The organism is Aliihoeflea sp. PC F10.4 (genome assembly GCF_054612275.1).
The window spans coordinates 3,790,060-3,817,043 of record NZ_JBTSWH010000001.1; the positions used below are offsets into that span (position 1 = coordinate 3,790,060).

Below are 26,984 nucleotides of genomic sequence, written 5' to 3' on the forward strand. Positions count from 1 at the left end.
TCCTCGTCTTGAAGCTTGCTATCAGCCGAGGCCGATGCCCATCGGCTTGAAGAGCATCCAAAGGGCCATGGCCACCATCATCAGGTTTTCCGTCAGCGAGACGAAGCCGAGCGGCACCTTGCTGTCGCCGCCTACGCAGGCGCATTTCAATTCGCGCTTGTCGACATAGACAGCCTTGAACACCGAAACCGCACCGACCGTGCCGATGAAGAGCGCGACGGGAATCGACACCCACATCAGCGCGCCGGACATCATCAAAACGCCTGCCAGCCCTTCGGCAAACGGGTAGACATAGCCGTAGCGGACCCAGCGCCGTGCCAGCAGGTCGTAGTTGAGGAACATCGTGGAAAAGGCTTCCACGTCCTTTAGTTTTTGAAGCGCCAACAGACACATCGATATGGCGATGAACCATTCGGCGGCGGCGACCGTAAGAATGCTTCCGAAGGCTGCCCAGCTCGCCGCCAGCGCCATCAGCACGGCCATGGCGAAGAGCGCGATCACCGGCGTATAGGTCGGCGCGTCCTTGGCCTTCGTATCCTTGCCCAGATGGACGCGCAGATCGTCATAACCGCCGATCCGCTGCCCCCCTATGAAAACCTGAGGCGTCGTTTTGACGTCATGCTTTTCCTTGAAGGCGTCGACCTCCGCGCGCGAGGTCAGTTCGTGATCGTCGACCGCGTAGCCCTCACGCTTGAGAAGATCGAGCGCCTTCAGCCCCGAAGGGCAGATATGTTCGGGCATCACCATGCGGTGAAGTTCGGCCCGTTTCGTTGCCGTCATTATCATATGTCCATTCTTGCCGCTCGTTTCGTGACCGTCTTAACGATCGTGTTGCGCGAGCCAGTTTTCCATCATCGCGATTTCGGCCTCCTGCGTGGAAATGACCTCCTGCGCCAGCGCACGGACCTCAGGGTCCGAGCCGTGTTCGAGAACGATCCGCGCCATGTCGACCGCGCCTTGATGATGCGGGATCATCGCGCGCATGAAATCCACATCCGCGTCGCCGGAAAATTCGACCGCCATGTCTTCATGCATGCGGCTGTTGGCGGCACGGTAAGCCTCGGTCGCGGGCGTGGCCGCCGCATCGGAAGCCGGTGCGGAATGCGTGCCGTGGCCGCCATGTCCGCCCATTTGCGCCTGCGCACCCGTCAGGCCGACGCCCGCCGCAAGGACGACTATCGCCGCAATCCGAATTCGTTCTTTCATGAAATGCTCCTTCGATAAGAATGCAGGCACTGTCGCCATATCGCTGCAACGGCCTACACCTTCCCATCATTGGAAGGTCAAGAACTTTTATCTATGTATGGCTGATCGGCGGCGTTTGCGACGCCCTGCCTCGAATGGAGAACACAATGATTATCGGCGATGCTTCGAAAGCGTCCGGCGTTTCGGCCAAGATGATCCGCTATTACGAACAGACCGGCCTGATGCGGCCCGTCGAGCGAACGGCGTCGGGATATCGCGACTACAGCGCGTCCGATGTTCACGTCCTGCGCTTCATCCGCCGCGCGCGCGATCTGGGCTTTTCCGTTGCGGAGATCGAAGAACTGCTCAGCCTTTGGCAGGACCGAAGCCGCAAGAGCGCTGACGTGAAGCAGATCGCCAGAGCGCATATCGACGAGTTGCGCGGCAAGATCGACAAGCTGAAACAGATGGCCGATACGCTCGAAACGCTCGCCGATTGCTGCGCGGGCGACGACCGACCCGATTGTCCGATCCTCTCCGACCTGGAGACCGCCAAGCCGGTGCGTTGAATGTGCCGCCGAAGTCGTTTGACCTCGGCGGCGAAGATCAGCCTCGAAGCAGGTTTTGCAACTTCGCCAGGCGCGATTGCTGGTCTTCCTCATAGGCGATCGTGCCGGCGAACTCACCTCGCCCGTTCATCAGGAAGACGAGCGCAGTGTGGTTCATCGTATAGTCGTCGTCGCCCGTCGGAACCTTCTCGAAATAGGCTCGGTACAACCGGGCGATTTCCGCGATCTCTTCCTCGCTTCCCGTCAGTCCCACGATCCGGGAATCGAAAGATTGGAGATACCGCGCCATGAATTCGGGCGTGTCCCGTTCAGGATCGACCGTGATGAACAGAACCCGCAGGCGATCGGCATCCTCGCCCAGTTCGTCAAGCGCCTCCGACATTTCCCAAAGCGTGGTCGGACACACGTCCGGGCAGTTGGTGAAGCCGAAGAACACGGCAAAAGGCTCGCCGGCCAGATCCGCATTCGACAGCGTGCCGCCGTCATGCGTGGCAAGTTCGAACGGCCCGCCGATATCGACTGTCGCCTGCGCCGGCTCCGGGCCTCCCTGCGGCGAAACGAGCACATGGATCGTCACCGCAAGAAGCAGCCCCAGGAGAGCCGACAGAGCGACGATCGCGGCCAGAAGACCGCGCCGGCGCATCTTAGTTGCCATGGCCGCTATGACCGTCATTGCCGCCCATCGCCTCGACGGCATATTCGACCTCGACCTCGCCGGCCTTTTCGAAGGTCAGCGTGCCGGAGAATTTTTCACCCTCCACGGGGCCCTTTTCGAGATCGAGGAACATGATGTGATAGCCGCCGGGCTCAAGAGCGACTTCACCGCCGGCAGGCACTTCGACCCCTTCGGTGAGCGGGCGCATCGTCATGACGCCCTCGGCATTGACGCTCATCTCGTGGATTTCGGCGCGGCCTGAAATTTCGCTCGTGATCGTGACGAGACGGTCGGCCTCCGAGCCGTTGTTCTTCAGGACCATATATCCGGCCGCCACACGTGCGCCCTCGGGCGTCGCGCGAGACCAGGGATGGGCGATCTCGATGTCGCCGACCTCGAAACCGTGGGCGAAGGCACCTTGCGCGCCGGCAAGGAAAAGAGCTGCGATGCAAGCAGCAATACGAAGATTGAATGACATGGATAGTTCCTCATGCACGCGGGCGATCCGCAGATCGCGCGCAATCTGACAATTATGGGCTAACGGATGTCAGGCGTGCAAAGGCGGCGCACGAGGATTGCCGGGTTCGTGTTCGGCGTCGGCCGGGCCGACGATGGCAACGGCCATGGGACGGCAAGCGACCGGAGCCTCAAGCGGATTCGAAAGCGCCAGCGGCGCGCGATCGGCGGACTTGACGGGCGCGAACATCGTGCAGCCGGGAGCGCAGCAATCAGGCAGGCCGGTGTGGCCTTTCCCGTCCTCGTCACCATCGTGATCCGCGCTGGTGATACAAAGCGGGTTGCCGAAGATGTCGAGCATCGGCGGCGCGGCGGCCGCCGTCCCGAGCGCGAAACCGCCGACCAGCAACTGGACGAACAGCATGAAGGCCGCGAAAATCGCGGTCCTCATTTTCCAGCGCTGTCCCACGAAAAGCGGCACGCAATGCCCTCCGAACCGCGTCACCGATATCAGGCTCCGCAGGACATTGGAACGCGGCTTTACCCGTTGCGCGCATTTGACGCCGGGCGTCGACTTTGGCGAAGCGTTCTAATTTCCGCCGGCCGCAAGCGCCTCCCGCACCAGCGGCCCACCCGCTTTGGACAGCCACTCCCTGAACCGCATGAGATGACCGAATTCGTCGGTCAGGGCGGCCATGTCCGCATTGTCTTTCGCCCGACCATCGCCGAACAGCCGGGTGGTTTTGCGCAAAGCTTCGTGCTTGCCCAGAAGTGATTCCGGAAAGCGCTGATAGCCGATCGGCTTGCCGGCGGTCGCACTGATCTCGCGTTGCAGGTCCGCGCCAGTGATTTCGTCACCTGCAATTTCGATCGTCCGACCGGCGAAGCGGGTTCGATCTTCAAATATCTGGGCGACGATGTTGCCAATGTCATCGACGGCAATGAACTCCGCCGCCTCATGCGGCTGCAGGAAAAACGACATATTGCGTTGCGCCAGCCCGAAGGCGGGAAGCATGAGCAGTTCCATGAACGTCGCCGGCCGGACGATCGTCGACGAGATCGGCAGGGCGCGTATGTGGTCCTCGATCTCCAGCTTGCAATCGAGATTGGCGACGCCCGTCGGACCTCCACGAATGATCGACGCTGACGTGTAGACGAGTTGGTCGACGCCGGTTTCGACGGCGATGTCCGCGACCGCCTTGCCGTAACGAACCTCTTCGGCATCGGTAAGCTGCGCATTTTGGTTGCCGGAATTGGGCTGGATGCTGAACACACCCGCCATGCCGGCCATGGCGAAACGAAGAGACGCTGGGTCGGAGAGGTCGCCACGCACGACCTCTACACCGAGAGACACCAGGGTTTTGGCCGCAGCCGTATCGGGATTGCGGACCATCGCGCGGACGGGCCTGTTGCGCGCCTTCAAGGCACAAATGACGGCGCCGCCCTGCTGCCCGGTTCCACCAAGAACCAACACGCGCCTATCCATATCGCCAATCGTTTCGTGTGTGCGTTCGCTTGCCGGCATATCGCTTTCCTTCATCCTTGAAAGCGACATAAGTATAAATAATATACCTGCATGCAATAACGCACTGGTATGTCACCAGGTAACCGAAAGTATCTCTGCATGCCGATCCAAAAGATCGAGGATCTCGAACTCATTCGCTCTGTCCTCGAGGAACTGACGAACAAATGGGCGTTGCTGATCCTCAACACGCTCTGCGACGGACCGGCGCGCTTCAACGCGCTCAAGCGCGCTCACCTTGGCATTTCGCAAAAGGCGCTGACGCAATGCCTGCGCAGGCTCGAGGCCAGCGGACTGATCTTTCGATCGGTCGTCAGCACGTCTCCCGTTGCGGTCGTCTACGAGGTTTCGCCACTTGGCGCTTCGCTGGAACCGCACACGCGCGGCATTTTGGAGTGGGCGGCGGTAAACAAGGCGGCTATCGAAGCCGCCAGGCGCGACTTCGCCGACAGGGAACATCAATCGGCCATCAAAGGGCAGTGGAGATCGGGAACTGTCTGAAAGCTGAAACCTCGCTCAGACGATCCGCTCCTTGGACTGGGCATCGAAAACGACGCCCGTCTCCCATGCCAGCCAGATCGGGATCGTATCCCCCGGCGTGACTTTCGCCGCCGCTGGAAGCCGGGCCGAAAGCTGTATGTCGCCGAGTTTCAGCCATAAGAAAACGTCCGATCCGGTCGGCTCGACGATCTCGACCGGCAGTTCGAGCCGCTGCGCCTCGCGCCCGACACCTTCGCCGCCGACATTTTCCGGCCGCAGGCCCAGAACGACCCGTCGGCCCGCATCGAGAGGCGCAGGCAGGCGAAGCACATGCGACGGTGCCGCGTCTGGCACGAGACCTCTTCCATCTGGTGTCACCGTGCCTTCGATCATGTTCATCGACGGCGAACCCATGAAATCGGCAACGAACATGTTTGCGGGCCGGTTGTAGATTTCTGCCGGAGCGCCTGCCTGCTGGATGATTCCGTCCTTCATGACGACGATCTGCGTTGCAAGCGTCATCGCCTCGATCTGGTCGTGGGTCACGTAGATGATGGTCGCGCCGGTATCCTGATGCAGCCGTTTGATCTCGGCGCGCACTTCCACGCGCAGCTTTGCGTCGAGGTTGGAAAGCGGCTCGTCGAACAGGAAAAGGCGCGGCTTGCGCACCAGCGCGCGCGCCATCGCCACACGTTGACGCTGACCGCCCGACAATTGCGCGGGGCGGCGCTCGAGAAGATGCTCGATCTGCAAGGTCTTCGCGACGGCCTTCGTCTCGCTGTCGCGCTGCGCTTTCGCCGTGCCCGCCATTTCCAGCGGAAAGGCGATGTTCTGCGCCACGGTCATGTTGGGATAAAGAGCGTAGGACTGGAAGACCATCGCGATATCGCGTTTCGAGGGGTGCAGCCCGGTGACGCTGTGCCCGTCGATGCGGACGTCGCCGGCGGTGAGCGGCTGCAACCCCGCGATGGCGTTGAGCAAGGTCGACTTGCCGCATCCCGACGGGCCGAGCAGTACGAGAAAGCCGCCCTTGTCGAGCGAGATGTCGACGCCCTTCAGGATTTTGAGCGAGCCGACCTGACGCTCGACCTGTTCGAGTTCGATGAATGCCATGCGCTATCCTTTCACCGCGCCTGCCATCAGGCCACGCATGAAATAGCGCCCGGCAACGATATAGACGATGAGGGTTGGAAGGGCGGCGATCACCGCCGCGGCCATGTCGACATTGTATTCCTTCACCCCGGTGGACGAGGCGACGAGATTGTTGAGCGCGACGGTCATCGGCGCCGACGCGCCCGACGAGAACGAGACGCCGAACAGGAAGTCGTTCCAGATATTCGTGAACTGATAGATCACCGTGACGACAATGATCGGCCCGGAGGACGGCAGCATGATCCGGCGGAAGATGGTGAAGAACCCCGCTCCGTCCATCTGGGCCGAATGGATCAGTTCGGACGGAAAGGCGTCGTAGTAATTGCGGAAGAACAGCGTCGTGAAGCCGATGCCGTAGACCACATGCACCAGCACCAGTCCTGCGGTGGAGTTGGAAAGGCCGAGCATTCCCAAAACGCGCGCCATGGGGATCAGCACCGCCTGGAACGGGATGAAGCATGCGAACAGCATCAGCCCGAAGACGATCTTGTGGCCCGGAAAGCGCCATTTGGTGAGGATGTAGCCGTTGAGCGCGCCGAGGATCGTCGAAACAAGAACCGCCGGAACCACCATCTTGATGGAATTCCAGAAATACCCCTTGATGCCTTCGCACGTCACGCCGATGCACGCCTCGCCCCAGGCACGCAGCCATGGCTGCGCGGTTGGCTGCTCCGGCAACGCCAGAATGTTGCCGGCCCTCACCTCGGCGAGATCCTTGAACGATGTGGTCAGCATCACGAAGAGCGGCAAAAGATAGAGCGCCGCGAACACGAGGAGGATCGCGTAGATCACGGTGCGGCTTGCCCGCGAAGGCGCGCCAGCTGTGGCGATGGCCGTATCGGTCGCGCTCATCGGTGATCCCGCTCCTTCAGTTCGGAGTAGAGATAGGGAACCATGATCGCGGCGATGCCCATCAGCATGATGATCGCCGAGGCCGAGCCCACCGCCATCTGGCTGCGCGTGAACGTGTAGGAATACATGAACGTCGATGGCAGCTCGGTCGCATTGCCGGGACCGCCGCCCGTCAGCGCGATGACAAGGTCATAGGATTTGATGGCCATATGGGCCAGAACGACGATCGCGGAAAGAAAAGCGGGGCGCAAAAGCGGAATGACGATCCGACGATAGATGGTGAATGTCGATGCACCGTCGACGGTCGCCGCTTTCAGCATTTCACTGTCGATGCCACGCAAGCCTGCCAGGAACATCGCCATGACGAAGCCGGATGCCTGCCAGATGCCGGCGATCGCAACCGTGTAGATCGCCATGTTCGGATTGACGAGCCAGTCGAAGGTGAAGCTTTCCCAACCAAGCTGACGCATGGCGTTCTGCAGGCCCATGCCGGGATTGAGGAACCACTTCCATGCGGTGCCGGTGACGACGAAGGACAGCGCCATCGGATAAAGATAGATCGGACGCAAAAAGCCTTCGATGCGGATTTTCTGGTCGAGCAGGATCGCCAGCGTCAGTCCGAGCACGATGCAGACGACGATGTAGAGCGAGCCGAAAATGGCGAGGTTTTCCAACGCCACATACCAGTTCGGCTGTGCGAAAAGCCGGCGATAGGCATCGAATCCGGCCCAGTTATAGACCGGCAGGATGCGCGAATTGGTCATCGAGATGACCGCCGTCCACACGATGAAGCCGTAGACGAACAAAAGCACCAGCGCGAAGGACGGCGCCAGCACCATGCGTGGCAACCAGTCCTGCAGGCGGCGCGTCAATCCGGGTGATGCGGGCGAGAAAACGGACATGCGTTGCGCCTGTCTTGCGAGCAGGAGCGGATGGATGTCCGCTCCCGCGCTTCGTTTTTTACTGCGCGGCGGCGACTGCCTGCGGCAGGCGCGTTAGCGCGTCGTCGGTGCTGATCTGTCCGTTGAGGTGCTGCGTGACCACGTCGAACACGGCTTCCTTCACGGCTGAGGGCTGCCCATGTCCGTGGGCGAGCGAGCCTGCGAGCGTGCCGCCCGACGATGCCTCGGCGAGATCGGCCATGCCCTTCTTGCCGCAATCGTCGAATTCGGTGTCCTCGATGTCGGTTCGCGCGGGCACCGAGCCCTTGACGGTGTTGAAGGCGACCTGGAAAGCCGGGTCCATGACGGCCGAGGCCATTTCCACCTGCGCGTTGCGCTCTTCCCCGTCACCCAGTTCGAACATCACGAACTGATCCGAATTGAACAGAACGGTGCCCTGCGTTCCGGGAAAACGGATACACACGAAATCCTCGCCGGGCGTCTGGTCGGCCCGCAGGAATTCGCCCTTGGCCCAGTCGCCCATCTGCTGCGCGCCGGCAGTTCCCTCGATGACCATGGCCGAAGCGAGGTTCCAGTCGCGGCCGGAGAAGCTGTCGTCGAAATATTCACGCAGACGCGACATCGTGTCGAACACCTCGCGCATCGTTTCACCGCCGAGTGCTTCGGGATCGGCTTCCAGAACGGCCGATTTGTAGAAATCCAGGCCGCCGACCGAGACCACCACGGATTCCCAGAGCGTTCCGTCCTGCCAGGGCTGGCCGCCATGCGCGAGCGGCGTGATGCCTTGCTCGCGGAAATTGTCGAGCATTGCGAAGAAGTCCTCGATGTTTTCCGGCTCCTGCCCGCCTGCCTCATCGAGCGCAGCCTTGTTGATCCAGAGCCAGTTGGTCGAGTGCACGTTGACGGGGGCGGCGATCCAGCTCCCGTCATATTTGGAAAACTCCTGCAAAGCCGGCGGCACGACGCCGTCCCACCCCTGCTCGGCTGCAAGATCGTCGAGATTTCCCAGAACGCCCATTTCCGCCCAGTCGCGAATGTCGAAGCCGAGCATCTGAACGGCGGTCGGCGGGTCTCCGGCCGTCACGCGGGCGCGCAGCGCCGTCATCGCCTGAACGCCGGAGCCGCCAGCTACGGGCATATCGTTCCAGCCGATGCCCTTTTCCGCGAGATCTTCCTTCAGGACGTTGAGGGCGGCAGCTTCGCCGCCTGCCGTCCACCAGTGGAGAACCTCGACGCTCTCCTGCGCATGCGCCGTTCCGGCGGCGATCGCGAAAACGGCCGTACCGGCCATCAGAAACTTTTTCATCAAATCCTCCCTGAGCGGGCGAACCATCCCGCAGATTTCTATTTATAACGTTTCAAATATCGCTCGTGTCAATCCCCGACGAGATCGCGGCTAACGCCAAAATCTGTTGAAAATCGTGTCTCAACCTGTATCAAATCGCCTCCGCGCCGTGGAAGGCGTATGCAAAGCGGTTGTTATAACGTTTTAAATTTCAGACTACCGTCTGGATGAAGGTATGGGATGATCAGGCAGGAACGGCCGACATTGCGGACGCTGGCATCGATGACGGGTCTGGCCGTGGCAACGGTTTCACGCGCGCTGGCTGGCGACCAGCAGATCGCACCGGAAACGCGCAGCCGCGTGGCGAACGTGGCGCGCGAGATCGGCTATCTGCCGAACCGCGCGGCCCAAAGGCTGCGAACCGGGCGCACCAATGTGATCGCGCTCGTCCTCAATCCGCATGAGGAAATCATCGGCTTCGGTTCCTCGCTGATAGCCGGCCTGACCCGATCTTTGCGCGCGACACCCTATCATCTGGTCGTCATGCCCAATTTTGCCGACCGCGAACCGGTCGAGCAGATCGAGAACATTTTGCGAAACCGGCTGGCCGACGGGGTCATCATTTCCCGAACGGAGCCGCACGATCTGCGTGTGCGCCTTCTTTTGGAGCGGGACTTCCCGTTCGTCTCGCACGGGCGCACGGAACTGGCGACGGCGCATCCTTATGTCGACTACGACAATTTCGCTTTTGCGCATGCGGCCGTAAGACGGCTCGCGGAAACCGGCGTGCGCCGCGCCGGTCTCATCGCGCCGCCGTCACGCTTCACGTTCGCCCAGCATCTGCGCATGGGATTCCTGCGCGGTTGCGCCGAAACGGGTGTCGTCGGCAAAATCGTCGAAGCGGTTACGCTCGACAGTTCGGCGGACGACATCTACGCGTATTTCAGCCAGTTGATCGCACAGGGCGACCTGCCGGAGGGCATGGTCTGCCCGGGTGAGACGAGCGCGCTGGCGGTTCGTGCCGCCTGTGCCGATTCAGGGCGCGCCGGCGACTGCACGCTGATCATGAAAAGCACCTCGCGGACAGCGGCGATGTTCCGCCCCCGGATCACGAGCATCTTCGAAGACCTGAGCGGCGCGGGCGAACGCATGGGCGATCTTCTCCTGCGCGCGATCAAGGGCGAGGGAGCCGACACGCTCAACCATCTGCAAACAGTGCCCGAAATCGAACCTTCCATCGGCGAAACCTCATGACCATGACGAACGACCCGACAATGCCGAATGCGGGCGCATGGTGGGGCACAGCGGCGCACAAAGCCTATCTCCTTGCCGACGCAAATCGCCAGATCGACTTTTTCCGGCCCAGCCTCGATCGTGCCGGTGGATTTCATGCGCAGGATTTCCATGGCGAGCCGATCGCCGGCGCCGAGCGCGAACTTCACGCGACGACGCGCATGGTCCATTCCTTCTCGCTGGCCCGCATGGCCGGCTTCGCAGATACCGGCGACATGATCGACCACGGCATGGCGACCTTGTGGCGCAACCATCGGGATACGGTTCATGGCGGCTATGTGTGGTCGTTTGCGCCCGGCGGAACCGTCGCTGACGACAGGAAACTGGCCTATGGCCACGCATTCGTGCTTCTGGCAGGCGCAAGCGCGAAAATGGCCGGGCATCCGGATGCCAACAGGCTGATCGGCGATGTGCTGGACGTCATCGACCGACATTTCTGGGACCATGATCGCCGCCGCATGAAGGAAGAGTTTTCGCGAAACTGGCAACCGTTCTCGGACTACCGGGGCATGAATGCCAACATGCATATGTCCGAGGCCTTGCTGGCTGCCGCCGAGGCGACGGGCGACATGGAATTGGCTGCCCGGGCGCGTGGCATTTTCGAGTTCTTTATCGGTGAGGTCGGGGCCGCCAATGGCTGGCGACTGCCCGAACATTTCACATCAAAATGGAAGGTCGATTCCGACTATGAAGGAAATCCGATGTTCCGGCCGCGCGGCGCGACGCCCGGTCATTCGTTCGAACTTGCCCGCCTCCTACTTCAACTGAACGAAATGGAGGGCGGATCGGATTCAAGGCTCACGATCTGGGCGTCCAATCTATACGACCGTGCGCTGGCCGACGGCTGGGACCGCGAGCGAACCGGCATCGTCTACACGATCGATCCTTCGACCGGTGCAACGCTTCGACCCAACCGCTACTGGTGGCCGGTCACGGAAGCGATCGGCGCGGCTGCGGCCATGATCAAGGCCGGACAGGATCGGTCGGATGACTACCTCATGTTCTGGCAGGCAGCCGAACGGCTGTTCATCGACAAGCAAAACGGTGCGTGGCTGCCCGAGGTCGATGCTGCCGGACTTCCGGATGACACGCAATTCATCGGCAAACCGGATATATATCACTCGCTTCAGGCGGCGCTTTATCCGCTTTTGCCGACCCTTTCTGTGACACCTACCGCCCTGCGTACGCTTCAGGCATAAGCTGCGTTCTAACGGTCAGCCCTTCACGCCGCCGGTCATCAGGCCTGAAACCACCCTTTCCTGAAACAGGACAATCAGGATTGCGAGCGGCACGATGCCGACGACCAAGGCCGCCGAAATCACCGGCCAGGGGAAGTTGAATTCGCCCTGATAAAGCTGGATGCCGACCGGCAGGGTTCGCAAAGCCGGGTTGGAATTGAAGGACAACGCCAGGAGGAATTCGTCCCATGCGTTGACGAAGGCGAGGATGGCGGCGGTAAACACGCCGGGCGCCGACAGGGGCACGATGACGCGGAACAGCGCGCCGACACGCGTGCAGCCGTCGATCATCGCGGCGTTTTCCAAATCCTTCGGTACGCCCTCGAAGAATGCGGCGAGCACGAGCGTACATACCGGCAGGCTCAGAACGGTGTACGGAATGACGAGCGCCGCCCACGTGTTGAGAAGGCCGAGCGCACGCATGATCTCGAAAAGGGGCACGAGCAGCGTGACCAGCGGAAATGTCGAGATGCCGATGATCGCCGCCAGGATCAGATCGCGATATCGAAGATTGAGCCGCGCGAGGGCGTAAGCGGCAAGCGTGGAAACGAACAACGTGGCGATCGTCGAGAGCGTCGCTACCATGAAGGAATTGAACAGGAACAGGTGGAGCGGCTGGTCCGAAAACGCGACGATATAGTTCTGAACTGTCGGGTTTTCAGGCAGATAGGTGATCGGACTGCGGGTCAGTTCCGGCTCGCTCTTCAGCGAGGTCAGCAGGATCCAGATCGCCGGGAACAGGCCGTTGACCAGAAGTACCAGAGCCGCGATGGCCCGCAACGGCCGTCCCGACAACGAGAAGCCGAGCAAGGGGCGGTTGGAAACAGCGTTCGCCATGCCGGTCACCCTCGCGTTCGGATCATGCGCAGATAAAGCGCGGTGAACACCATCGAGATAGCGAACATGACGACCGCCAGCGCGGAGCCATAACCGAGATCGAGGAACGAGACGGTGTTCTGGTGGATATACATGGCGAGTGTCGCCGTGGACGAACCCGGCCCCCCGCGCGTCATCATATAGGGGATATCGAAAGTCTGAAGCGCGGTGATCGTGCGGAAGATGAGCGCGACGACGATCGCCGGTTTCAGGAGCGGCAAGGTGATCTCGACGAACTGACGCCAACGTCCCGCGCCATCGACATCGGCTGCCTCGTAGAGCGAACGCGGGATCGTCTGAAGGCCGGCGAGGATGATCAGCGCCATGAAGGACGAGGTCTTCCAGATGATCGTCAGGCAGATGGCCGCCATCGCCCAACCGGGGGAGTTGAACCAGATGATTCCGGCAAAGCCGAGCCGGCCCAAGGTGTCGTTCACGACGCCATATTCGGAATGGAAGAACCAGGCGAAGATCAGGCCCGCGAAGGACAGGGGAAGCGCCCAGGGAATAAGCAGCGACAGCCGGACCGGCCATTTCATTCGGAACGGCAGATTGGCGAGCAGCGCCATTCCCAGCCCCACGACAAGCGCGCCGGGCACCGTGATCACGGTGATCAGGATCGTGTTGAATGTCGTTTGCCAGAACGTGTCGTCATCCAGAATCCATAAATAGTTCTCGATGCCGACGAAGGATGCGGGCACGCCCGAGGTCAAGGCGAGATCGGTGAAGCTCGTATAGACGAGGCGTCCGATCGGATAGAGCACGACCAGCGACAAAAGCAGCGCGGCCGGCAGCAGAAGCACGAATGCGAGCGCCGTGTCGCCCGGGTCGAGAAGCCGGCTCCAGCGGGTTGGCTGCGGTTCTTTGCCGGACAGGGCATGGTTCACATCCATCGCCATCCCCTAGACCAGCGCCCGGCCCGTTTCCGCATCGAAAAGATGCGTCCGGGCCATATCGACGCCGATTTCCACGCGTTCTCCGACAGAAGGCCGCGCTTCGGGCGGCAGTCGCGCCGTCACTGTTCCTCCAGTGGTTTCGATGTGCAGCAATGTATCGGAACCGAGCGGCTCGACGATCTGGACGATCCCCCCGATCTTGTCCGTGCTGCGCTCTGCCGGACGAAAATGTTCGGGGCGTATGCCCAATACGGCGCGGCGACCTTCAAGATTTGAAGCGACCGATCCGTAGCGGGTCGCGAGCGGCAACGTCGTTTCCGGACCCAGACGGGCAGCGCCATGCTCGATCGTCACATCGACGAAATTCATCGCGGGCGCGCCGATGAAGCCGCCGACGAAAGTGCTGGCCGGCTGGTTGTAGAGTTCGTCGGGCGTACCGTCCTGCTCGATCAATCCGTCGCGCATGATGACGATGCGATCGGCCATCGTCATGGCCTCGACCTGATCGTGCGTGACGTAGACGGTCGTGGTTCCGATGGTCTGGTGGAGCTTCTTGATCTCGGCCCGGACTTGGCCGCGCAACTTGGCGTCCAGATTCGAAAGCGGCTCGTCGAACAAGAACACCTGGGGACGGCGGACGATCGCCCGACCCATGGCCACGCGCTGCCGCTGACCACCGGACAATTGCCCCGGCCGCCGCTCCAGAAGCGCCTCGATACCGAGCATTGCGGCCGCCTGTTCGACGAGCGGGCGGATTTCATGCTTCGGCGTGCCGCGCACCTTGAGGCTGAACGCCATGTTCTCGTAGACGGTCTTGTGCGGATAAAGCGCGTAGTCCTGAAACACCATCGCCACGTCGCGCGCGCGCGGAGGCAACGCGTTGACCAGCCGCTCGCCGATATGCACCTCGCCCGACGAGATCGGCTCCAGCCCGGCGATCATCCGCAGCGTCGTGGACTTGCCGCAACCCGAAGGTCCAACGAGAACCACGAATTCGCCATCCCTGATCTCGCAGTCGATGCCCTTGACGACATCGACCACACCATAGCTCTTGCCGAGCTTTTTCAAACTGACTGTGGCCAGAGCCGCCTCCCGATTTTCTTCGACCGCCGAAGACGACAATCCGGCCGCGACGCATCGGTCGCGGCCGTGCCGACGCCCTTGGGATCAGCGCAGAGCGCGTGCGAGTTCACCCTGCATGGTCGAAACCGCCGCCTCCGGCGTCTCGGCCCCGGCCAGAACGGCATTGACGCGCGAGCGGATCGTGTCGGACACGCGCGGATAGTTTGGCGAAGTCGGACGCGCGCGCGCTGTTTCCATCACGGGCAGCGCCTGCTCGAACCATGCGTTCGCGGCAAGCACGTCGGCATCTGCGTAAAGCGCGGATCGCGTCGGCAGCATCGAACCCTCGACGGCGAGGAATTTCGAGGCTTCCTCGCTCGCCAGAAACTGGATGAGGCCCGCTGCCTCATCCTTGCTTTCCGAAAAGGCCGAAACGGCCCACTGCCAACCGCCGAGGCAGCTCGTGCTTTCCCCACCTTCGGTTGTCGGCAGGGTCGCGACGCCGACCTTGCCGACGACTTCCGATTCGTCGCCCTGGAAATGCGCCCAGCCATAGGGCCACAGCACTGCCATTGCGACATCGCCCGCCTGGAATTCGCGGCGCGTGTCGTCGGTACCGACTTCAGCGATATTCGCCTTCGACGTGCCGCTCTCGACCATGTCGAGCCACACGTTGAAGCTGCTGACCGCATAGTCCTCGTTGAGCGGCTGCCGGCTGCCGGCTTCCAGCTCTCCGCCCTGGCTCCAGTACGGCATCAGGAAGGTGCAGACCGCCCCTTCGATCGCGCGGGCCTGAAAGGACAGGCCCTGAATGTCGGCATTGCCTTCGGTTCCCTTGATCGCGGCGGCGGCGGTCTCGACTTCTTCCCATGTCGTCGGCGGCTCGATGCCGGCCGCTTCGAAGAGGTCCGTGCGGTAGAAAAGCATCATGGCGTCGGCAAAGGCAGGCAGTGCGACGAGTTCGCCGTCGATGACATCTGCCTCGGCATAGGCCGGCAGATATTGCGACATGAACGTGTCGACATCGCCGTCGATGTGCTCGTTCAAGGGTTCGAGCCAGCCGGCCGCCTTGTACTGAGCCGGGTTGACGACATCGATCAGCATGATGTCGATCGCCGAATCCTGCGCCGAAAGCACGGTCGACAGATAGTTGCTCTGCAACTCGGACGTCGCGCCGCCCGTCTCAAGTTCGACGGTCACGCCGGGATTCTGCTCTTCATACATGTCGAAGAGCTGCTCCATCAGGTCCGGCCTTTGCTGCGCACCGACGAAGACGCGCAGATTCGCGCCATCTTGCGAAAATGCAGCCATTGGCGTCAGGAAAAGCGTGGCAAGAGCCGTTGTCGCAGCCAGAGCCGCCTTGATATCGAACATCCGAAAGTTCCTCCTCACGATTGAGCGTTCACTCTTGTTGGTTGGCGGCAGGCGGCCGGGTCGCCGTTGCGCGCATAGTGTTGCGCGCGCGATGCGCTGGCAAGCATCCGCCGGGCCGGATCACTGAAAAGTCGAGCAAACCATTCCTCCTCCCGTCGATGCTAAGGCATCGTTTGCCAGATTTCCTGCATTCCGCTGGGTCATGCGCCTCCTCCGCAAACCCTGCTTCGCGTCAGTTCCTGCCGGCGAAGTGACCGAAGCTGCCGCGCGAAAAGCACAGGGGCTCCCCCTCCCGATGCGCCGCGCGCAGCACGCGCCCGATGACGATCGAATGATCGCCGCCATCGTGCACGGTCCAGCGCGCGCATTCGAAACGGGCGAGCGCGCCGGCGATTACCGGAACGCCTTCCTCGTTTTCAGTCCAGTCCAGCCCCGAAAAATCGTTGGCATGGCGCACGAAACGTTCGCCGATCTCGTGCTGCTCGGCCCCAAGCACATGGATCGCATAGTGTTCGGCCGAAACGAAGGGTGCATGACGGCGCGAGCTTTTGGCGGGCGACCACAGCACCAGAGGCGGATCGAGCGAGACGGATGCGAAACTGTTGGCGGTCATGCCAATCGGCCCGTTCCCGGTCGCCGCGGTGACGACGGCCACGCCGGTCGTGAAACTGCCCAGAGCCGTCCGCAGGCTGCGCTGGTTGGCGAGTTCGGGAATGAAGAGCGTTTCGTGTCGGGACATGACAACCTGCATCACGGCACCTCGTGACCGAGGGCAAGGGTATAGAGTTCGAACCATGTCTGGCGGTCGATCTCGACCTTCGCAGCATCGCCAATGCGCGCGATCCGGTCCGGACGGTTGGTTCCCAGAACGGGAAGAATGCGCGCGGGATGGCGCAAGAGCCACGCGACGGCAACCGCAGCTTCGTCTACGCCCTGCTCCCTGGCGATGCGATCGATCGCCTGCATCAAATCCGTTCGTTCGCCGGCAAAGAGGGAACCGCCGCCGAGCGGTGACCATGCCATCGGCACGATGCCGCGCTCCTGGATGAAGGCGAGGTCGCCATTGTTGAACGGACGGTGTTCGACGAGGCTGATTTCGATCTGGTTGGCGACGAGCTTTTGCGACATCGCCGATTGCAGGAGCGTGAAATCCCACGGGCGGAAATTCGAAACGCCGACCGCCCGGACCTTGCCGGAGGCGACGAGTTCGTCGAGAAACTCGCCCGTTTCGACATGATCCATCAGCGGGTCGGGGCGGTGGATCAAAAGAAGATCGACGCGCTCGACGTTCATGTCGCGCAAGGACTGCTCGACCGAAGCGCGGATATGCGCCTTGGACGTGTCGTAATGCTTGACCCGCGCGCCCTTGTGCCGGCCCATCGGCGCGACGATGTCGCATTTGGTGACGATCTCGATCCGGTCGCGAAGCTCCGGCGCGTGGCGCAACGCCTCGCCGAAGATTTTTTCGCCGATATAGCCACCATAGATGTCGGCATGATCCATCGTGGTGATGCCCTGTGCCAGACAAGCCTCGACCTTCGCGGCGACATGGGCCGGCGAGGTATCCTCATCATCGGCCAGCCGCCACATGCCGTAGACGAGGCGTGAGAATGACAGATCGGGCGCGATCGATACGCGTTCCATCAGCGGCGCTCTCCGTTTCCGAGCGGTGTTGCGGGCGCTTGGGCTGGCACACGACCATATTCATGCGGCAGCGAACATGTCTTCAATTGCGGCAGGACCTTGGTGCCGAAATGCTCGGCCTCGTCAAGATGCGGATAGCCGGACAGGATGAAGGCGCGAATTCCCATGTTCCGGTACACTTCGAGTTCCGACAAAACCTGATCCGTCGAGCCGACGATCGCCGCGCCGCAGCCCGAACGCGCACGTCCGATACCTGTCCAGAGATGCGGCTCGACATAGCCGTACTCGTCGGCGAGTTCGCGCGCCCGCGCCTGATGCGCAACGCCGAGCGAAATGGAATCATGCGCACGGTCGCGGATCAGGCGGCCATATTCGTCATCGAGCCCGGAGACCAGATGCTCGGCATAGTCGCGCGCCTCCTGTTCGGTGTCGCGCACGATCACGTGGACGCGCAGACCATAATCGAGGACGCGCCCATGCGCTGCCGCGCGCTCGTTCACCGCGCGCATGCGCTCGGCCAGCATATCCTTCGGCTCGGGCCACATCAGATAGACGTCGCATTGCGCCCCGCAAAGCTCGAGAGCGTCGGGTGAATAGCCGCCGAAATAAAGCAGCGGGCCGCCATTTTGCTGATAGGGGCGCGCGGGATCGGTGGGCACGCCGCTGAATTGATAGATTTCGCCGTCATGGTCGATCGTCTCACGCGTCCACGCCTGACGAAGAATCTCCACCACTTCATGGCTGCGCCGGTAGCGATATGCGCTGTCGGCCTTTTCGCCGGGAAAATCGGACGAGATGACGTTCAGCGTCAGACGGCCCTTGAGCATATGGTCGAGCGTCGCGACCGTGCGGGCGAGCATGATCGGCTGCATCTCGCCGCAGCGGATCGCCGCAAGAAAGTTCATCCGATCCGTCAGCGGTGCACAGCCCGCGACGAAGCTGAGCGTATCCTGTCCGACCTGATAGGAGGACGGGCACAATATATTGCGAAACCCGAGCTCTTCCGCCTTCAGGGCGATTTTCGAGCAATGTTCGAAACTGGAGCGCAGCGAACCGTCCGGAACGCCGAGCAGCGCATAATCGTCAGAGCAAAGCGCCGAGAACCAGGACACTTCCGCGCTGTCGAGATCCTGCGATCGCACCGGAACGACGGACATGAACCTCTGCTCCCTTTTCTTCAAACATTTCAGCCATTGCCCTCTTGAACTACACCATGAATATATGTGAAGCAATAGTGTATCAATTTTCGGAAAGCTTCGCCTCGTCCGATGTCCGACCCGATTGGCAGCCTGCCGCGCTTCCTCCAGATCGCCGAGCTTCTCGCCCGCGATATTGCCGCCGGCCGGCTGATCGACGGAGAAAAGCTTTTGCCGGAGCGCGACATGGCCGAACAGCTTGGCGTCGCCGTCGGCACGCTCAGAAAGGCACTCGCCGAGGTCGAGGAGCGCGGCCTTCTGGAGCGGGTGCAGGGGTCGGGGAATTATGTGCGCGCGATTGCCGACACGCGCAGCATCTATGCCATGTTCCGCATCGAGTTGATCGAAGGCGGCGGCCTGCCGACGGCGAAGGTGCTATCGGTGGACCGAATGGCCAAGCCCGATGATTTGCCGGATTTCGGGACATCGCCGGAGGGGCACCGCATCCGGCGTCTGCGTTTTTTGAACGACAGGCCGGCGGCGGTGGAGGAAATCTGGCTCGATGGCGACTATGCCGCCGCGATCTCGCGCGCCGACCTTTCGGAAAGCCTCTACCTTTTCTATCGCACACGGCTGAATCTCTGGATCGCGCGGGCTGAGGACCAGATCGGCCTCGACCATGTGCCCGACTGGTCGCCGCCGGACTTCGGCCCTGCTCCAGGTGCGCCGATCCCGCACGTGCTTCGCATCAGCGTTGACGCCGTCGGGCGGCGCGCGGAAGTCTCGCGAACATGGTTCGACCACGCCGTCGCCCGCTACGTCACCCGATTGAAATAGGACGAGACGACACATGCAGAACAACCCGCGATATGGCGTGATCGGCTGCGGCATGATGGGGCGCGAGCATCTGCGCAACATCGCACTCGTGCCCGGCGGCGAGGTCGTTGCGATCTTCGAGCCGGACGGCGAGATGCGCGACAGGGCCGCGCAGATAGCACCAAACGCAGAGATGGTCGCCTCAATCGAGGCGCTTCTGGCTTTGCCCGAGGTGAACTGCCTGTTGATCGCCAGCCCGAACGACATGCATATGTCGCAACTGGAAACGATCGCCAGAATGCGCCCCCTTCCCGTTCTCGTCGAAAAACCCCTCGTTGTCTCGAAGGATGAAATCGGCCACCTGGCAATTCTTCGGCGCGACTACCCCGCGCCGCTTTGGGTCGCGATGGAATATCGCTACATGCCGCCGGTCGCGCGGCTGATCGAAGAGGCCGACGCGGCCACCGGCGGCATCTGCATGCTCACACTTCGCGAACACCGTTTCCCCTTCCTGACGAAGGTCGGAAACTGGAACCGGACGAACCGGCGCACGGGCGGTACGCTCGTCGAAAAATGCTGCCACTTCTTCGACCTGATGCGACATATCCTCAAATCGGACCCGGTGCGGGTCATGGCGTCCGGTTCGCAAGCGGTCAATCACAAGGGCGAGACCTATGAAGGCGCGCCGGCCGACATTTGGGACAACGCCTATGTGATCGTCGATTTCGCCTCCGGTGCGCGCGCCATGCTGGAACTTTGCATGTTCGCCGAAGGCTCGCGTTATCAAGAAGAAATCTGCGCCATCGGTCCCGCTGGCAAAATCGAGTGCCATGTTCCCGGGCCAGCGAGGTTCTGGCCGGAGCATCTGGGCGAGCCGCCCGTCGCGCAGGTGATTGTCTCGCCCCGCGCGTCGAAGGGGCCACGCGTCGTCACCATCCCGGTCGATCCGCAACTTCTGGAAGCAGGAGACCACAATGGCTCGACCTTCTACCAGCACATGCGCTTTGCGCGCGCAATCGCGGGAACGGGTCCGGTCGAGGTGACCGCCGAAGACGGCCTGTGGGCCGTCGCAATGGGCCTTGCCGCGCAACAATCGGCCATTACGGGCAAGGCGGTATCACTCGACGGCCCGGCGTTCGGCAAAGAATAGGTCACGATCCGGCGAACGAGAATCCGATCAGGACGGGCTCGCTTCCCCGGCACTTTCATCTGGCCGGCGCAAGTCCGGGGCCTTTCCCAGCATCCGCTGATAGAAAAGCCCGATGCCTATCAGGACGCCGCCCAACCCCATGAAGGACAGGGCCCTCAACACGCCTTCGAGCTGGCGCATATCGTAGAGAAACACCTTGGCGACGGCGAGCACCACCAGTGCGGCGGATGCAAGTCGAAGCGTGCGCGATCCGAACCGCAGCCCCGCGACGAGCAGCGCGACGCCGAGCAGCAGCCAGATCGCCGAATGCGTGTAGGTTTCGAGTTCGCCCATGCCTTTCCATGCTCCGATGAACTCGCCCTGGAAGATGCGCCGGACCGAAAAGCCGACATAGGCGAAGGCCAGCGCCGATGCGCCTATGGCAAGGGTAGTAACGTACCAGTCGGGACGAATGTCGCGCGCACGCCATGCGAGCGCCGCCATGGCGGCGGCCGGGATGAGGTAAGCCAGCAGCAACAGGTTGAAGACTGGAATCGAGCCGGTCGACGCGTTGGTGAAAAGCGGGTTCAGCGTGATCAGGTGCGACGACACGATGAACAGCAACGACAGCATACCGAGCGCGATCGATCCCCACTGAAAGACGGGGCTTGGCGCGCGCCGGTCGAGCGCCAGAAGAATCCCGCCGCCGCCGATCATGATGAGCGTGTAGATCGCCTGCTCGGCCAGCGCCGGCTCACTGGCGTCGATCACGCCGCCATTCATCGCGTGGCGGACGAGCATGGCGACACCGAGCAGGGCAAACAATGCGCCAAAGGCTTCCATGGCAAGGCGAGCCCGGCCGTCGGCAGTTCGGGCGAGCTGCCATGCCGCATAGGCGAACGCGGCCGCCGGAAGCAGATAGCCGGGCGTCAGCGCATTGAGAACCGGTGTCGTGGACAGCCATTGCGAACCGGCGATCGTGGGATCGACGCCGATCCTCGCCAGCGTCACGGCGGCTATGCCAACCGAGAGCCAGCCGAGTACTGGCCAGCTTCGCAGCCGTGTTGCGGCTGCCGGCACGGCTGCTGCCAGCCCGGTCAGGATCGTGGTCATCACGGGACCGAAACCGGCAAGCAATGCCAGGCAGAAGGCGGCGGCGGCACCCGCCGCCAGGAATGAAACGGCAGAACCACCCCTCTGCGGCCGTTCTTCAGCCCGGCCGACCAGTTCGGCACTGGCTGCGAGAACACCGGCAAGACCAAGGGCAAGGAGTGCAAAACGCCAGTCGATATTGAGATTGCCGACGAGAACCCATGTCGCAGCCACGGTGACGAGCGGCAAGGCGGCAGCCCAGAACGCCCATGCGGCAGCATGCAAGGCGCGTTCGGCTGCCAATTTGCGGGCCATGAAGACGCCTGCGATGAGGACGAGGATGGCGATTGCCGCCGAATAGGGCGCGAAGATCATTCCGACCGTGAGCGGCCACGCGCCATCGAGCGCGATCGTTCCACGCTCCAGAAGCATGTAAAAGCTTCCGTCGAGATAATCCCAAACCTGAATGAGGATAGCGGTCGCGCCCGCCGCATGAAGCAACTCGATCGCGCGCGGACGCCACATGGCGATGCCGACCATGGCCGCGAGAAGCGTCGTCGCCAGAAGGCGCGCTGAGACCAGTCCCGCGAGTTCCCGAACGAGCAGCGCCGTCACTATTCCGGTCATCACGCCCGCCATCACCGAGGGCATATCGGGGCGGTTCGGTGCTTCATCGTCGGCCCGTCTCAGCCAGATGCCGGCGATCGCGGCCAGTCCGACCAGATGCAGGAATGCCACCGGCCCCGCGGACGGCTCGAACATCACCAGCAGATAGGCAATGCTCCACAGACCCGCACCAGCAAAGGCTGTTGCTGCAAGGGCATGCCAACGCCGGATGGAAGCCACGCTCACCGTCGCGGCGAGCACGATGGCCAGATAGACGAAGAGCACCCATGGGTTCGGCGCGTCGGACGAGACGAGCATCGGTGTCAGATAGGAGCCGATCAGACCGAGACCTGCCAGCACCTGCCCGTGTGCCAGCGCGACGACGACCGTCGCGATGGCGACTGCGCCAAGCAGCACAAACGTCGTGGCGGGACCGATGAACCAGTAAAGCGCATGCGCCGCATAGACCGCGCCAAACAAGGTGAAGGCGGCGGCGGCCGTGAGGATCGCAGGTATATACGCACCATTTACGCCCGCGACCGGTGCCTGAAAGCCTCTTCGGCGCGCAAACTCGCCGGCAACCGCCAGCATGACGCCGAAAAGCGCAGCGAATGTCAGCCGCACGCCCGGGCCGAAAATGCCCGCTTCGAGCGAATAACGCACGAGAAAGATGCCGCCGAGCGCGAGGGCCAATCCACCCACCCAGACTGCCCAGCGTGTGCCGAGCGCCGTCTCGATATCCGGCTTGCCGGCTTTCAGTTTGTCGGCTGGCGGTGACGACGGCGTCGCCTGCTCCGTCTGAAGCGACGGCGTCGAAGTTGACAACTGCCAAGGGCCGGCAAAAACCGCTTCTTTTAGAGTCGGAGCGCTTGGCTCAGGCTTCGCGGGAGCATCGGCAACTTCCACCAGTGCAGTCTGTGTGGCCGTTCCAGCATTCGACGTTGCAACCTGCTGCCGTAACGATGCGATGCTGCGCTCCAGAGCCTGAAGGCGCGCGTTCTGCTTGTTCAGCAGGAAGAATGCCACGCCGATGGCAATGATTATGAGAAGTTCCAACGCGGTTCCCCTAACCGTTCGAGCCGACACCGCGCGAAACGACGACCGCTATCTGTCTGGACGATCCGATTTGTAGTTCAAACTGTCGAAATGGGCGAGAGCCAAGCGCGCCGAGCGTTAACGGAACGAGGCACTCGGGCCAACAACGTCACGGGAAGGCTGGAAAGTCATCCTGGTATCAATCTCGCTTCCAGGCGCCGCTCGAGAAAATCGGCGGCGGCGATCGTGCCGTTTTCCAAACCAACGAGCGTCATCTTGCGACTTGCACGCGATTCTTCCGGCGCGCTGCCATTACTCGCTGGCGATCGGGTCGGCCTCACGCAGGCGATAGCCGACGCCGGTTTCCGTCGTGATGTAGTGCGGTTCGTCGGCACTCGCCTCCAGCTTCTGGCGGAGCTGACGAACATAAACGCGCAGATATTGAACATCGGTCGAGCCGCCCCAGACCTGTTCGAGAAGGTGCCTGTGGGTGATGACCTTGCCGGCATGCTGAACGAGCACGCGCAATATGTCGTATTCCTTCGGCGACAGCTTGATCTCGTTCTCGCCAAGCTTGACGATGCGGCGGACCAGATCGACCGAAAGGTCGCCGGTCTGGAAGATCGCCCGCTCTCCTTGCTGCTGCAGCTGGTGGCGCAGCGCCACGCGAATGCGCGCGACGAGTTCGCGCGTTCCGAACGGCTTGGTGACATAGTCGTCCGCACCCAGTTCCAGCGCTTTGACGATGCCTGCCTCATCGGTACGGCTCGACAGGATGACGATCGGCAGATCGATCGCTGCATCGCGCCATCGGGCGAGAAGGTCATGGCCCTGCATGTCGGGCAGGCCGAGATCGAGTAGGACGAGATCGGGGCGTTCGGCTTCCATCAGGGCAATCGCGGTTTTCGCATTCGAAGCTTCGATCACAGAATAGCCTTCGGCGGTCAGCCCCACGCGAAGAAGCTTGCGGATCGGCGGTTCGTCATCAACGATGAGGATTTTGACCGATGACTGGTTCATGGTGCGTCATCCTTGCGTGGTTCCGCCGCGAGCGGCACACGGATCGTAAACACTGCGCCTGGCCGCCCGCTGCGGTTGCCCGCCGTTATCGTCCCGCCCATCGCTTCGACGAAACCCTTGCAGATCGCCAGGCCGAGCCCGGTTCCCGCGCGGACCTGATCGGTCTTTCGCACGCGATGGAAACTGTCGAATATCCGCTGCAGGTCTTCCGGGGGAATGCCTGGTCCCTCGTCCAGAACCTCGACAACGGCGCGCGCGCCATCCTGCCACCCGTGCACCGTGATCGTCGTCCCTTCAGCGGCATATTTGGCTGCATTGTCGAACAGATTGAACATCACCTGTTCGAAGAGGACCGGATCGATCTTCACCGTCGGCAGTTCGGGTGGGATCGAAACCGATAGTTTGTGCGCGGACATGATCTTTGCCGCGCGGCGTGCGGCGGACGCTACGACATCGTCGAGATATTGGGGCGACATATTCGGCGATGTCGCGCCGGATTCGATGCGCGTCATGTCGAGCAGATTGGCGATGAAGCGATTGAGACGCTCGGATTCGTCGACGATGGTCGACAGGAGGTCTTCACGATCGGCAGCATCCATCGCGCTTCCATAGTCCTTGAGGGTTCCGGCCGCGCCCATGACGGCGGCGAGCGGCGTCTTCAGATCGTGCGAGATGGACGTCAAAAGCGCCGAGCGCAGCTTGTCGGCTTCCGCTGCGCGCTTGGCCTTGTCGACATCGGCGACGAGTTGGATGCGCTCGATCGCCACCGCTGCCTGATCGGCAAGCGCATCGAACAGCCGTTGCTGGACCGGCGTCAGGAGCGGGCCGTCCCTGTCGTTGTCGAGGCCGACGATACCGACCGGCGTCTTGCCCGTGATGAGCGGCAGATAGAGGCGCTTTGCACCCGGCAGCGTGTCCGCGCCGCGACCGGCCGGACGATTGTGCTCCCATGCCCAGCGCGCAGCCGCGATATCGGCATCGACCAGCGTGTCGTCCGGTGGATAGCCGGCGCGGACCGCGACGGTGCCTTCTTCGGGCAACAACAGGACAACACGAAGCTTGAGCATGGACGCCATCTGGTAGGCCGTGGTCCACAACACGTCGTCGAGCGTGGTCGCGCCGGCCAGCTTCTTGGCAAAAAGATAAAGGTCTTCCGTGGTCCGGGCGCGTTGGCGGGCCGCCGACGCCTGCCGGTGAACGCGTGCCGTCAGATTGCTGGTGATCGCAGCCGCGCCGAGAAAGAAGAAGAACGCGATGACGCTTTCGGGGTCGCGGATTGTGAAGTTGTAGAGCGGGTCGAGGAAGAAGAAGTTGAACACCATAGCGGCAACGAGCGACCCGAAGAGCGCCGGCCAGAGACCCGCTGTCGCAGCCGAGGCGAGCACGGCCATGACGAAGGCGAGCGCGATGTTCTGGACATCGAGTATCTGCGACAGAAGCTTGCCGAAGCCGAATGCCACGGCGACATAGGCAAGACTCAGAAGATAGGGCTGCACTTTGAAGCGGCGCGGTGTGGCAAGGCTGATGCGGCGGGCAGTGACGGCGTTGCTGCGCTCGGTGCCGGAAATGACGTGAACGCTGATATCGCCGGAATTGCGGATGAGATCGTGCGCGACCGAGCCTTGCAGAAGTTCGCGCCAGCGCGGCTTGTCGCTGCGCCCGACGACGATATGCGTGACGTTGGTCGCCGTCGCATGACGCAGGATTTCGCCGGCGACGTTCTCGCCGGGAATGGTTGTCGCTTCGCCGCCGAGTTGTTCGGCAAGGCGAAGGGCGGCGGCGACATTGTCCTTTTGCGCGTCCGTCAGGTCCACCGCGCGCGGACGTTCGACGTAAAGCGCGGTCCACGGCGCGCGCAACCTGTCGGCCTGCCGGCGCGCGCTGCGCACCAGCGAGATGCCTCGCGGGTCTTCATCGATGCAGACGAGAACGCGCTCGCCTGCCGCCCATGGCCCGCGAATGGCATGCGCCTGCATGTGGCTGACAAGCTGGTCGTCGACGCGCTGGGCCGTGCGCCGCAGGGCAAGTTCGCGCAGGGCGGTCAGATTGCCGGGCGAGAAATAGTTCTGGATCGCGCGTTTGGCCGTCTTCGGCAGGTAGACCTTTCCCTCACTCAGCCGCTTGATGAGGTCGTCCGGCGTCAGGTCGATGATCTCGATGTCGTCGGCCCGGTCGATGACGGAATCCGGCACCGTCTCGCGCACGCGAATGCGCGTGATCTGGGCCACCACATCGTTGAGGCTTTCGATGTGCTGGACGTTGAGCGTCGTATAGACGTCGATGCCGTTGTCGAGCAGTTCGAGCACATCGAGATAGCGCTTGGGATGGCGGCTGCCGGGCGCATTGGTATGCGCAAGTTCGTCGACGAGAGCGAGGCTCGGCTTGCGCGCGATGAGCGCGTCGAGGTCCATCTCCTCGAGGTCCTGACCTTTATAGGCGATCCTCGCGCGCGAGATGGTCTCGAAGCCGAAGGTCAGGCCCTCGGTTTCGCGGCGGCCATGCGTCTCGACGACGCCTATCACGACGTCCACGCCGTCCGATTTGCGCGCCCGGCCGGACATCAGCATCTCATAGGTCTTGCCGACGCCGGGTGCCGCGCCGAGGAAAATCTTCAGGCGGCCACGCGTTTCCTGCTGGGCGCGCGCCAGGAGCGCGTCCGGGGAGGGGCGGGTATCGCTCGCGTGATCGGTCTTGGCCATGGTCTGTTTC

The 26,984-nt window shown here is 62.3% G+C and carries 26 protein-coding genes; 6 read left to right on the top strand and 20 right to left on the bottom strand.

Annotated features, from left to right (window positions below; genetic code table 11):
• Window positions 1-21: 21 nt before the first annotated feature.
• Together ACX82Z_RS18995 and copM are read right to left on the bottom strand one after the other, a co-directional pair.
• A complete protein-coding gene (locus tag ACX82Z_RS18995) occupies window positions 22-786 on the bottom strand; it encodes a MauE/DoxX family redox-associated membrane protein (RefSeq protein WP_459590594.1) in 765 nt (254 codons plus the stop codon).
• 33 nt (window positions 787-819) lie between these two features.
• Window positions 820-1,206 (bottom strand): CopM family metallochaperone, encoded by a 387-nt coding sequence (gene copM / locus ACX82Z_RS19000; protein WP_459590595.1) that lies wholly within the window; start codon window positions 1,204-1,206, stop codon window positions 820-822.
• Window positions 1,207-1,352: 146 nt separating this feature from the next.
• Here copM and cueR point away from each other — a divergent pair, with 146 nt between their 5' ends.
• A complete protein-coding gene (gene cueR / locus ACX82Z_RS19005) occupies window positions 1,353-1,754 on the top strand; it encodes a Cu(I)-responsive transcriptional regulator (protein ID WP_459590596.1) in 402 nt (133 codons plus the stop codon).
• A gap of 37 nt (window positions 1,755-1,791) precedes the next feature.
• Here the strand turns inward: cueR and ACX82Z_RS19010 are convergent, their stop codons facing one another.
• The 4 genes from ACX82Z_RS19010 to ACX82Z_RS19025 all read right to left on the bottom strand — a co-directional run bounded on the left by ACX82Z_RS19010 (window position 1,792) and on the right by ACX82Z_RS19025 (window position 4,390).
• Window positions 1,792-2,427 (bottom strand): SCO family protein, encoded by a 636-nt coding sequence (locus tag ACX82Z_RS19010; RefSeq protein ID WP_459590598.1) that lies wholly within the window; start codon window positions 2,425-2,427, stop codon window positions 1,792-1,794.
• On the bottom strand, window positions 2,399-2,887 hold the full coding sequence (locus ACX82Z_RS19015; RefSeq protein WP_459590599.1) for a copper chaperone PCu(A)C: 489 nt from the start codon (window positions 2,885-2,887) through the stop codon (window positions 2,399-2,401). The genes ACX82Z_RS19010 and ACX82Z_RS19015 overlap by 29 nt, the downstream gene beginning before the upstream one ends.
• 69 nt (window positions 2,888-2,956) lie before the next feature.
• Window positions 2,957-3,316 carry a hypothetical protein gene (locus tag ACX82Z_RS19020; protein WP_459590600.1) on the bottom strand — a complete coding sequence of 120 codons (360 nt, stop codon included), beginning with the start codon at window positions 3,314-3,316 and terminating at the stop codon, window positions 2,957-2,959.
• Between the two features lie 138 nt (window positions 3,317-3,454).
• The gene (locus tag ACX82Z_RS19025; RefSeq protein ID WP_459590601.1) at window positions 3,455-4,390 is read right to left on the bottom strand and encodes an NmrA/HSCARG family protein; all 936 of its coding nucleotides are present in this window, start codon (window positions 4,388-4,390) and stop codon (window positions 3,455-3,457) included.
• 99 nt (window positions 4,391-4,489) lie between these two features.
• Between ACX82Z_RS19025 and ACX82Z_RS19030 the strand changes: the two genes are divergently transcribed.
• Window positions 4,490-4,888, top strand: a complete 399-nt coding sequence (locus ACX82Z_RS19030) for a winged helix-turn-helix transcriptional regulator (RefSeq protein WP_459590602.1) — start codon at window positions 4,490-4,492, stop codon at window positions 4,886-4,888.
• 15 nt (window positions 4,889-4,903) lie between these two features.
• Here the strand turns inward: ACX82Z_RS19030 and ACX82Z_RS19035 are convergent, their stop codons facing one another.
• The 4 genes from ACX82Z_RS19035 to ACX82Z_RS19050 are packed head-to-tail and all read right to left on the bottom strand — an operon-like array spanning window position 4,904 to window position 9,079.
• Window positions 4,904-5,980, bottom strand: a complete 1,077-nt coding sequence (locus ACX82Z_RS19035) for an ABC transporter ATP-binding protein (RefSeq protein ID WP_459590603.1) — start codon at window positions 5,978-5,980, stop codon at window positions 4,904-4,906.
• A 3-nt stretch (window positions 5,981-5,983) separates the two neighbouring features.
• On the bottom strand, window positions 5,984-6,871 hold the full coding sequence (locus tag ACX82Z_RS19040; protein WP_459590604.1) for a carbohydrate ABC transporter permease: 888 nt from the start codon (window positions 6,869-6,871) through the stop codon (window positions 5,984-5,986).
• A complete protein-coding gene (locus tag ACX82Z_RS19045) occupies window positions 6,868-7,773 on the bottom strand; it encodes a carbohydrate ABC transporter permease (protein ID WP_459590605.1) in 906 nt (301 codons plus the stop codon). The genes ACX82Z_RS19040 and ACX82Z_RS19045 overlap by 4 nt, the downstream gene beginning before the upstream one ends.
• Window positions 7,774-7,831: 58 nt before the next feature.
• Complete coding sequence (locus tag ACX82Z_RS19050; protein ID WP_459590607.1) at window positions 7,832-9,079, bottom strand: ABC transporter substrate-binding protein; 1,248 nt, start codon at window positions 9,077-9,079, stop codon at window positions 7,832-7,834.
• Window positions 9,080-9,298: 219 nt separating this feature from the next.
• On the opposite strand from ACX82Z_RS19050, the gene ACX82Z_RS19055 reads away from it, so the two are divergent.
• Both ACX82Z_RS19055 and ACX82Z_RS19060 read left to right on the top strand, forming a co-directional pair.
• The gene (locus tag ACX82Z_RS19055; RefSeq protein WP_459590608.1) at window positions 9,299-10,312 is read left to right on the top strand and encodes a LacI family transcriptional regulator; all 1,014 of its coding nucleotides are present in this window, start codon (window positions 9,299-9,301) and stop codon (window positions 10,310-10,312) included.
• The gene (locus tag ACX82Z_RS19060; RefSeq protein ID WP_459590609.1) at window positions 10,309-11,550 is read left to right on the top strand and encodes an AGE family epimerase/isomerase; all 1,242 of its coding nucleotides are present in this window, start codon (window positions 10,309-10,311) and stop codon (window positions 11,548-11,550) included. Before ACX82Z_RS19055 ends, ACX82Z_RS19060 begins: the two co-directional genes overlap by 4 nt.
• A gap of 15 nt (window positions 11,551-11,565) precedes the next feature.
• On the opposite strand, the gene ACX82Z_RS19065 is transcribed toward ACX82Z_RS19060, so the two are convergent.
• From ACX82Z_RS19065 to ACX82Z_RS19095, 7 genes are all read right to left on the bottom strand, one after another.
• Window positions 11,566-12,426 carry a carbohydrate ABC transporter permease gene (locus tag ACX82Z_RS19065; RefSeq protein ID WP_459590610.1) on the bottom strand — a complete coding sequence of 287 codons (861 nt, stop codon included), beginning with the start codon at window positions 12,424-12,426 and terminating at the stop codon, window positions 11,566-11,568.
• Window positions 12,427-12,431: 5 nt separating this feature from the next.
• Window positions 12,432-13,358 carry a carbohydrate ABC transporter permease gene (locus ACX82Z_RS19070; RefSeq protein ID WP_459590611.1) on the bottom strand — a complete coding sequence of 309 codons (927 nt, stop codon included), beginning with the start codon at window positions 13,356-13,358 and terminating at the stop codon, window positions 12,432-12,434.
• Window positions 13,359-13,367: 9 nt separating this feature from the next.
• Window positions 13,368-14,444, bottom strand: coding sequence for an ABC transporter ATP-binding protein (locus tag ACX82Z_RS19075; RefSeq protein WP_459911885.1), 1,077 nt, complete (start codon window positions 14,442-14,444; stop codon window positions 13,368-13,370).
• An 84-nt stretch (window positions 14,445-14,528) separates the two neighbouring features.
• A complete protein-coding gene (locus ACX82Z_RS19080; RefSeq protein ID WP_459590612.1) occupies window positions 14,529-15,797 on the bottom strand; it encodes an ABC transporter substrate-binding protein in 1,269 nt (422 codons plus the stop codon).
• 232 nt (window positions 15,798-16,029) lie between these two features.
• Window positions 16,030-16,536 (bottom strand): flavin reductase family protein, encoded by a 507-nt coding sequence (locus ACX82Z_RS19085; RefSeq protein ID WP_459590613.1) that lies wholly within the window; start codon window positions 16,534-16,536, stop codon window positions 16,030-16,032.
• Window positions 16,537-16,547: 11 nt separating this feature from the next.
• A complete protein-coding gene (locus tag ACX82Z_RS19090) occupies window positions 16,548-17,441 on the bottom strand; it encodes an aldo/keto reductase (RefSeq protein ID WP_459590614.1) in 894 nt (297 codons plus the stop codon).
• Window positions 17,441-18,598, bottom strand: a complete 1,158-nt coding sequence (locus ACX82Z_RS19095; RefSeq protein WP_459590615.1) for an LLM class flavin-dependent oxidoreductase — start codon at window positions 18,596-18,598, stop codon at window positions 17,441-17,443. The genes ACX82Z_RS19090 and ACX82Z_RS19095 overlap by 1 nt, the downstream gene beginning before the upstream one ends.
• Window positions 18,599-18,709: 111 nt before the next feature.
• Here ACX82Z_RS19095 and ACX82Z_RS19100 point away from each other — a divergent pair, with 111 nt between their 5' ends.
• A complete protein-coding gene (locus ACX82Z_RS19100; RefSeq protein WP_459590616.1) occupies window positions 18,710-19,414 on the top strand; it encodes a GntR family transcriptional regulator in 705 nt (234 codons plus the stop codon).
• 13 nt (window positions 19,415-19,427) lie between these two features.
• Complete coding sequence (locus ACX82Z_RS19105; RefSeq protein WP_459590617.1) at window positions 19,428-20,543, top strand: Gfo/Idh/MocA family protein; 1,116 nt, start codon at window positions 19,428-19,430, stop codon at window positions 20,541-20,543.
• 27 nt (window positions 20,544-20,570) lie between these two features.
• Here ACX82Z_RS19105 and ACX82Z_RS19110 read toward each other — a convergent pair whose 3' ends face one another.
• The 3 genes from ACX82Z_RS19110 to ACX82Z_RS19120 form a co-directional block, all read right to left on the bottom strand.
• Window positions 20,571-23,276, bottom strand: a complete 2,706-nt coding sequence (locus ACX82Z_RS19110; protein WP_459590618.1) for a DUF2339 domain-containing protein — start codon at window positions 23,274-23,276, stop codon at window positions 20,571-20,573.
• A 291-nt stretch (window positions 23,277-23,567) separates the two neighbouring features.
• Window positions 23,568-24,275, bottom strand: coding sequence for a response regulator transcription factor (locus tag ACX82Z_RS19115; protein WP_459590620.1), 708 nt, complete (start codon window positions 24,273-24,275; stop codon window positions 23,568-23,570).
• A complete protein-coding gene (locus ACX82Z_RS19120) occupies window positions 24,272-26,974 on the bottom strand; it encodes an ATP-binding protein (protein ID WP_459590621.1) in 2,703 nt (900 codons plus the stop codon). Before ACX82Z_RS19120 ends, ACX82Z_RS19115 begins: the two co-directional genes overlap by 4 nt.
• Window positions 26,975-26,984 lie beyond the last annotated feature (10 nt).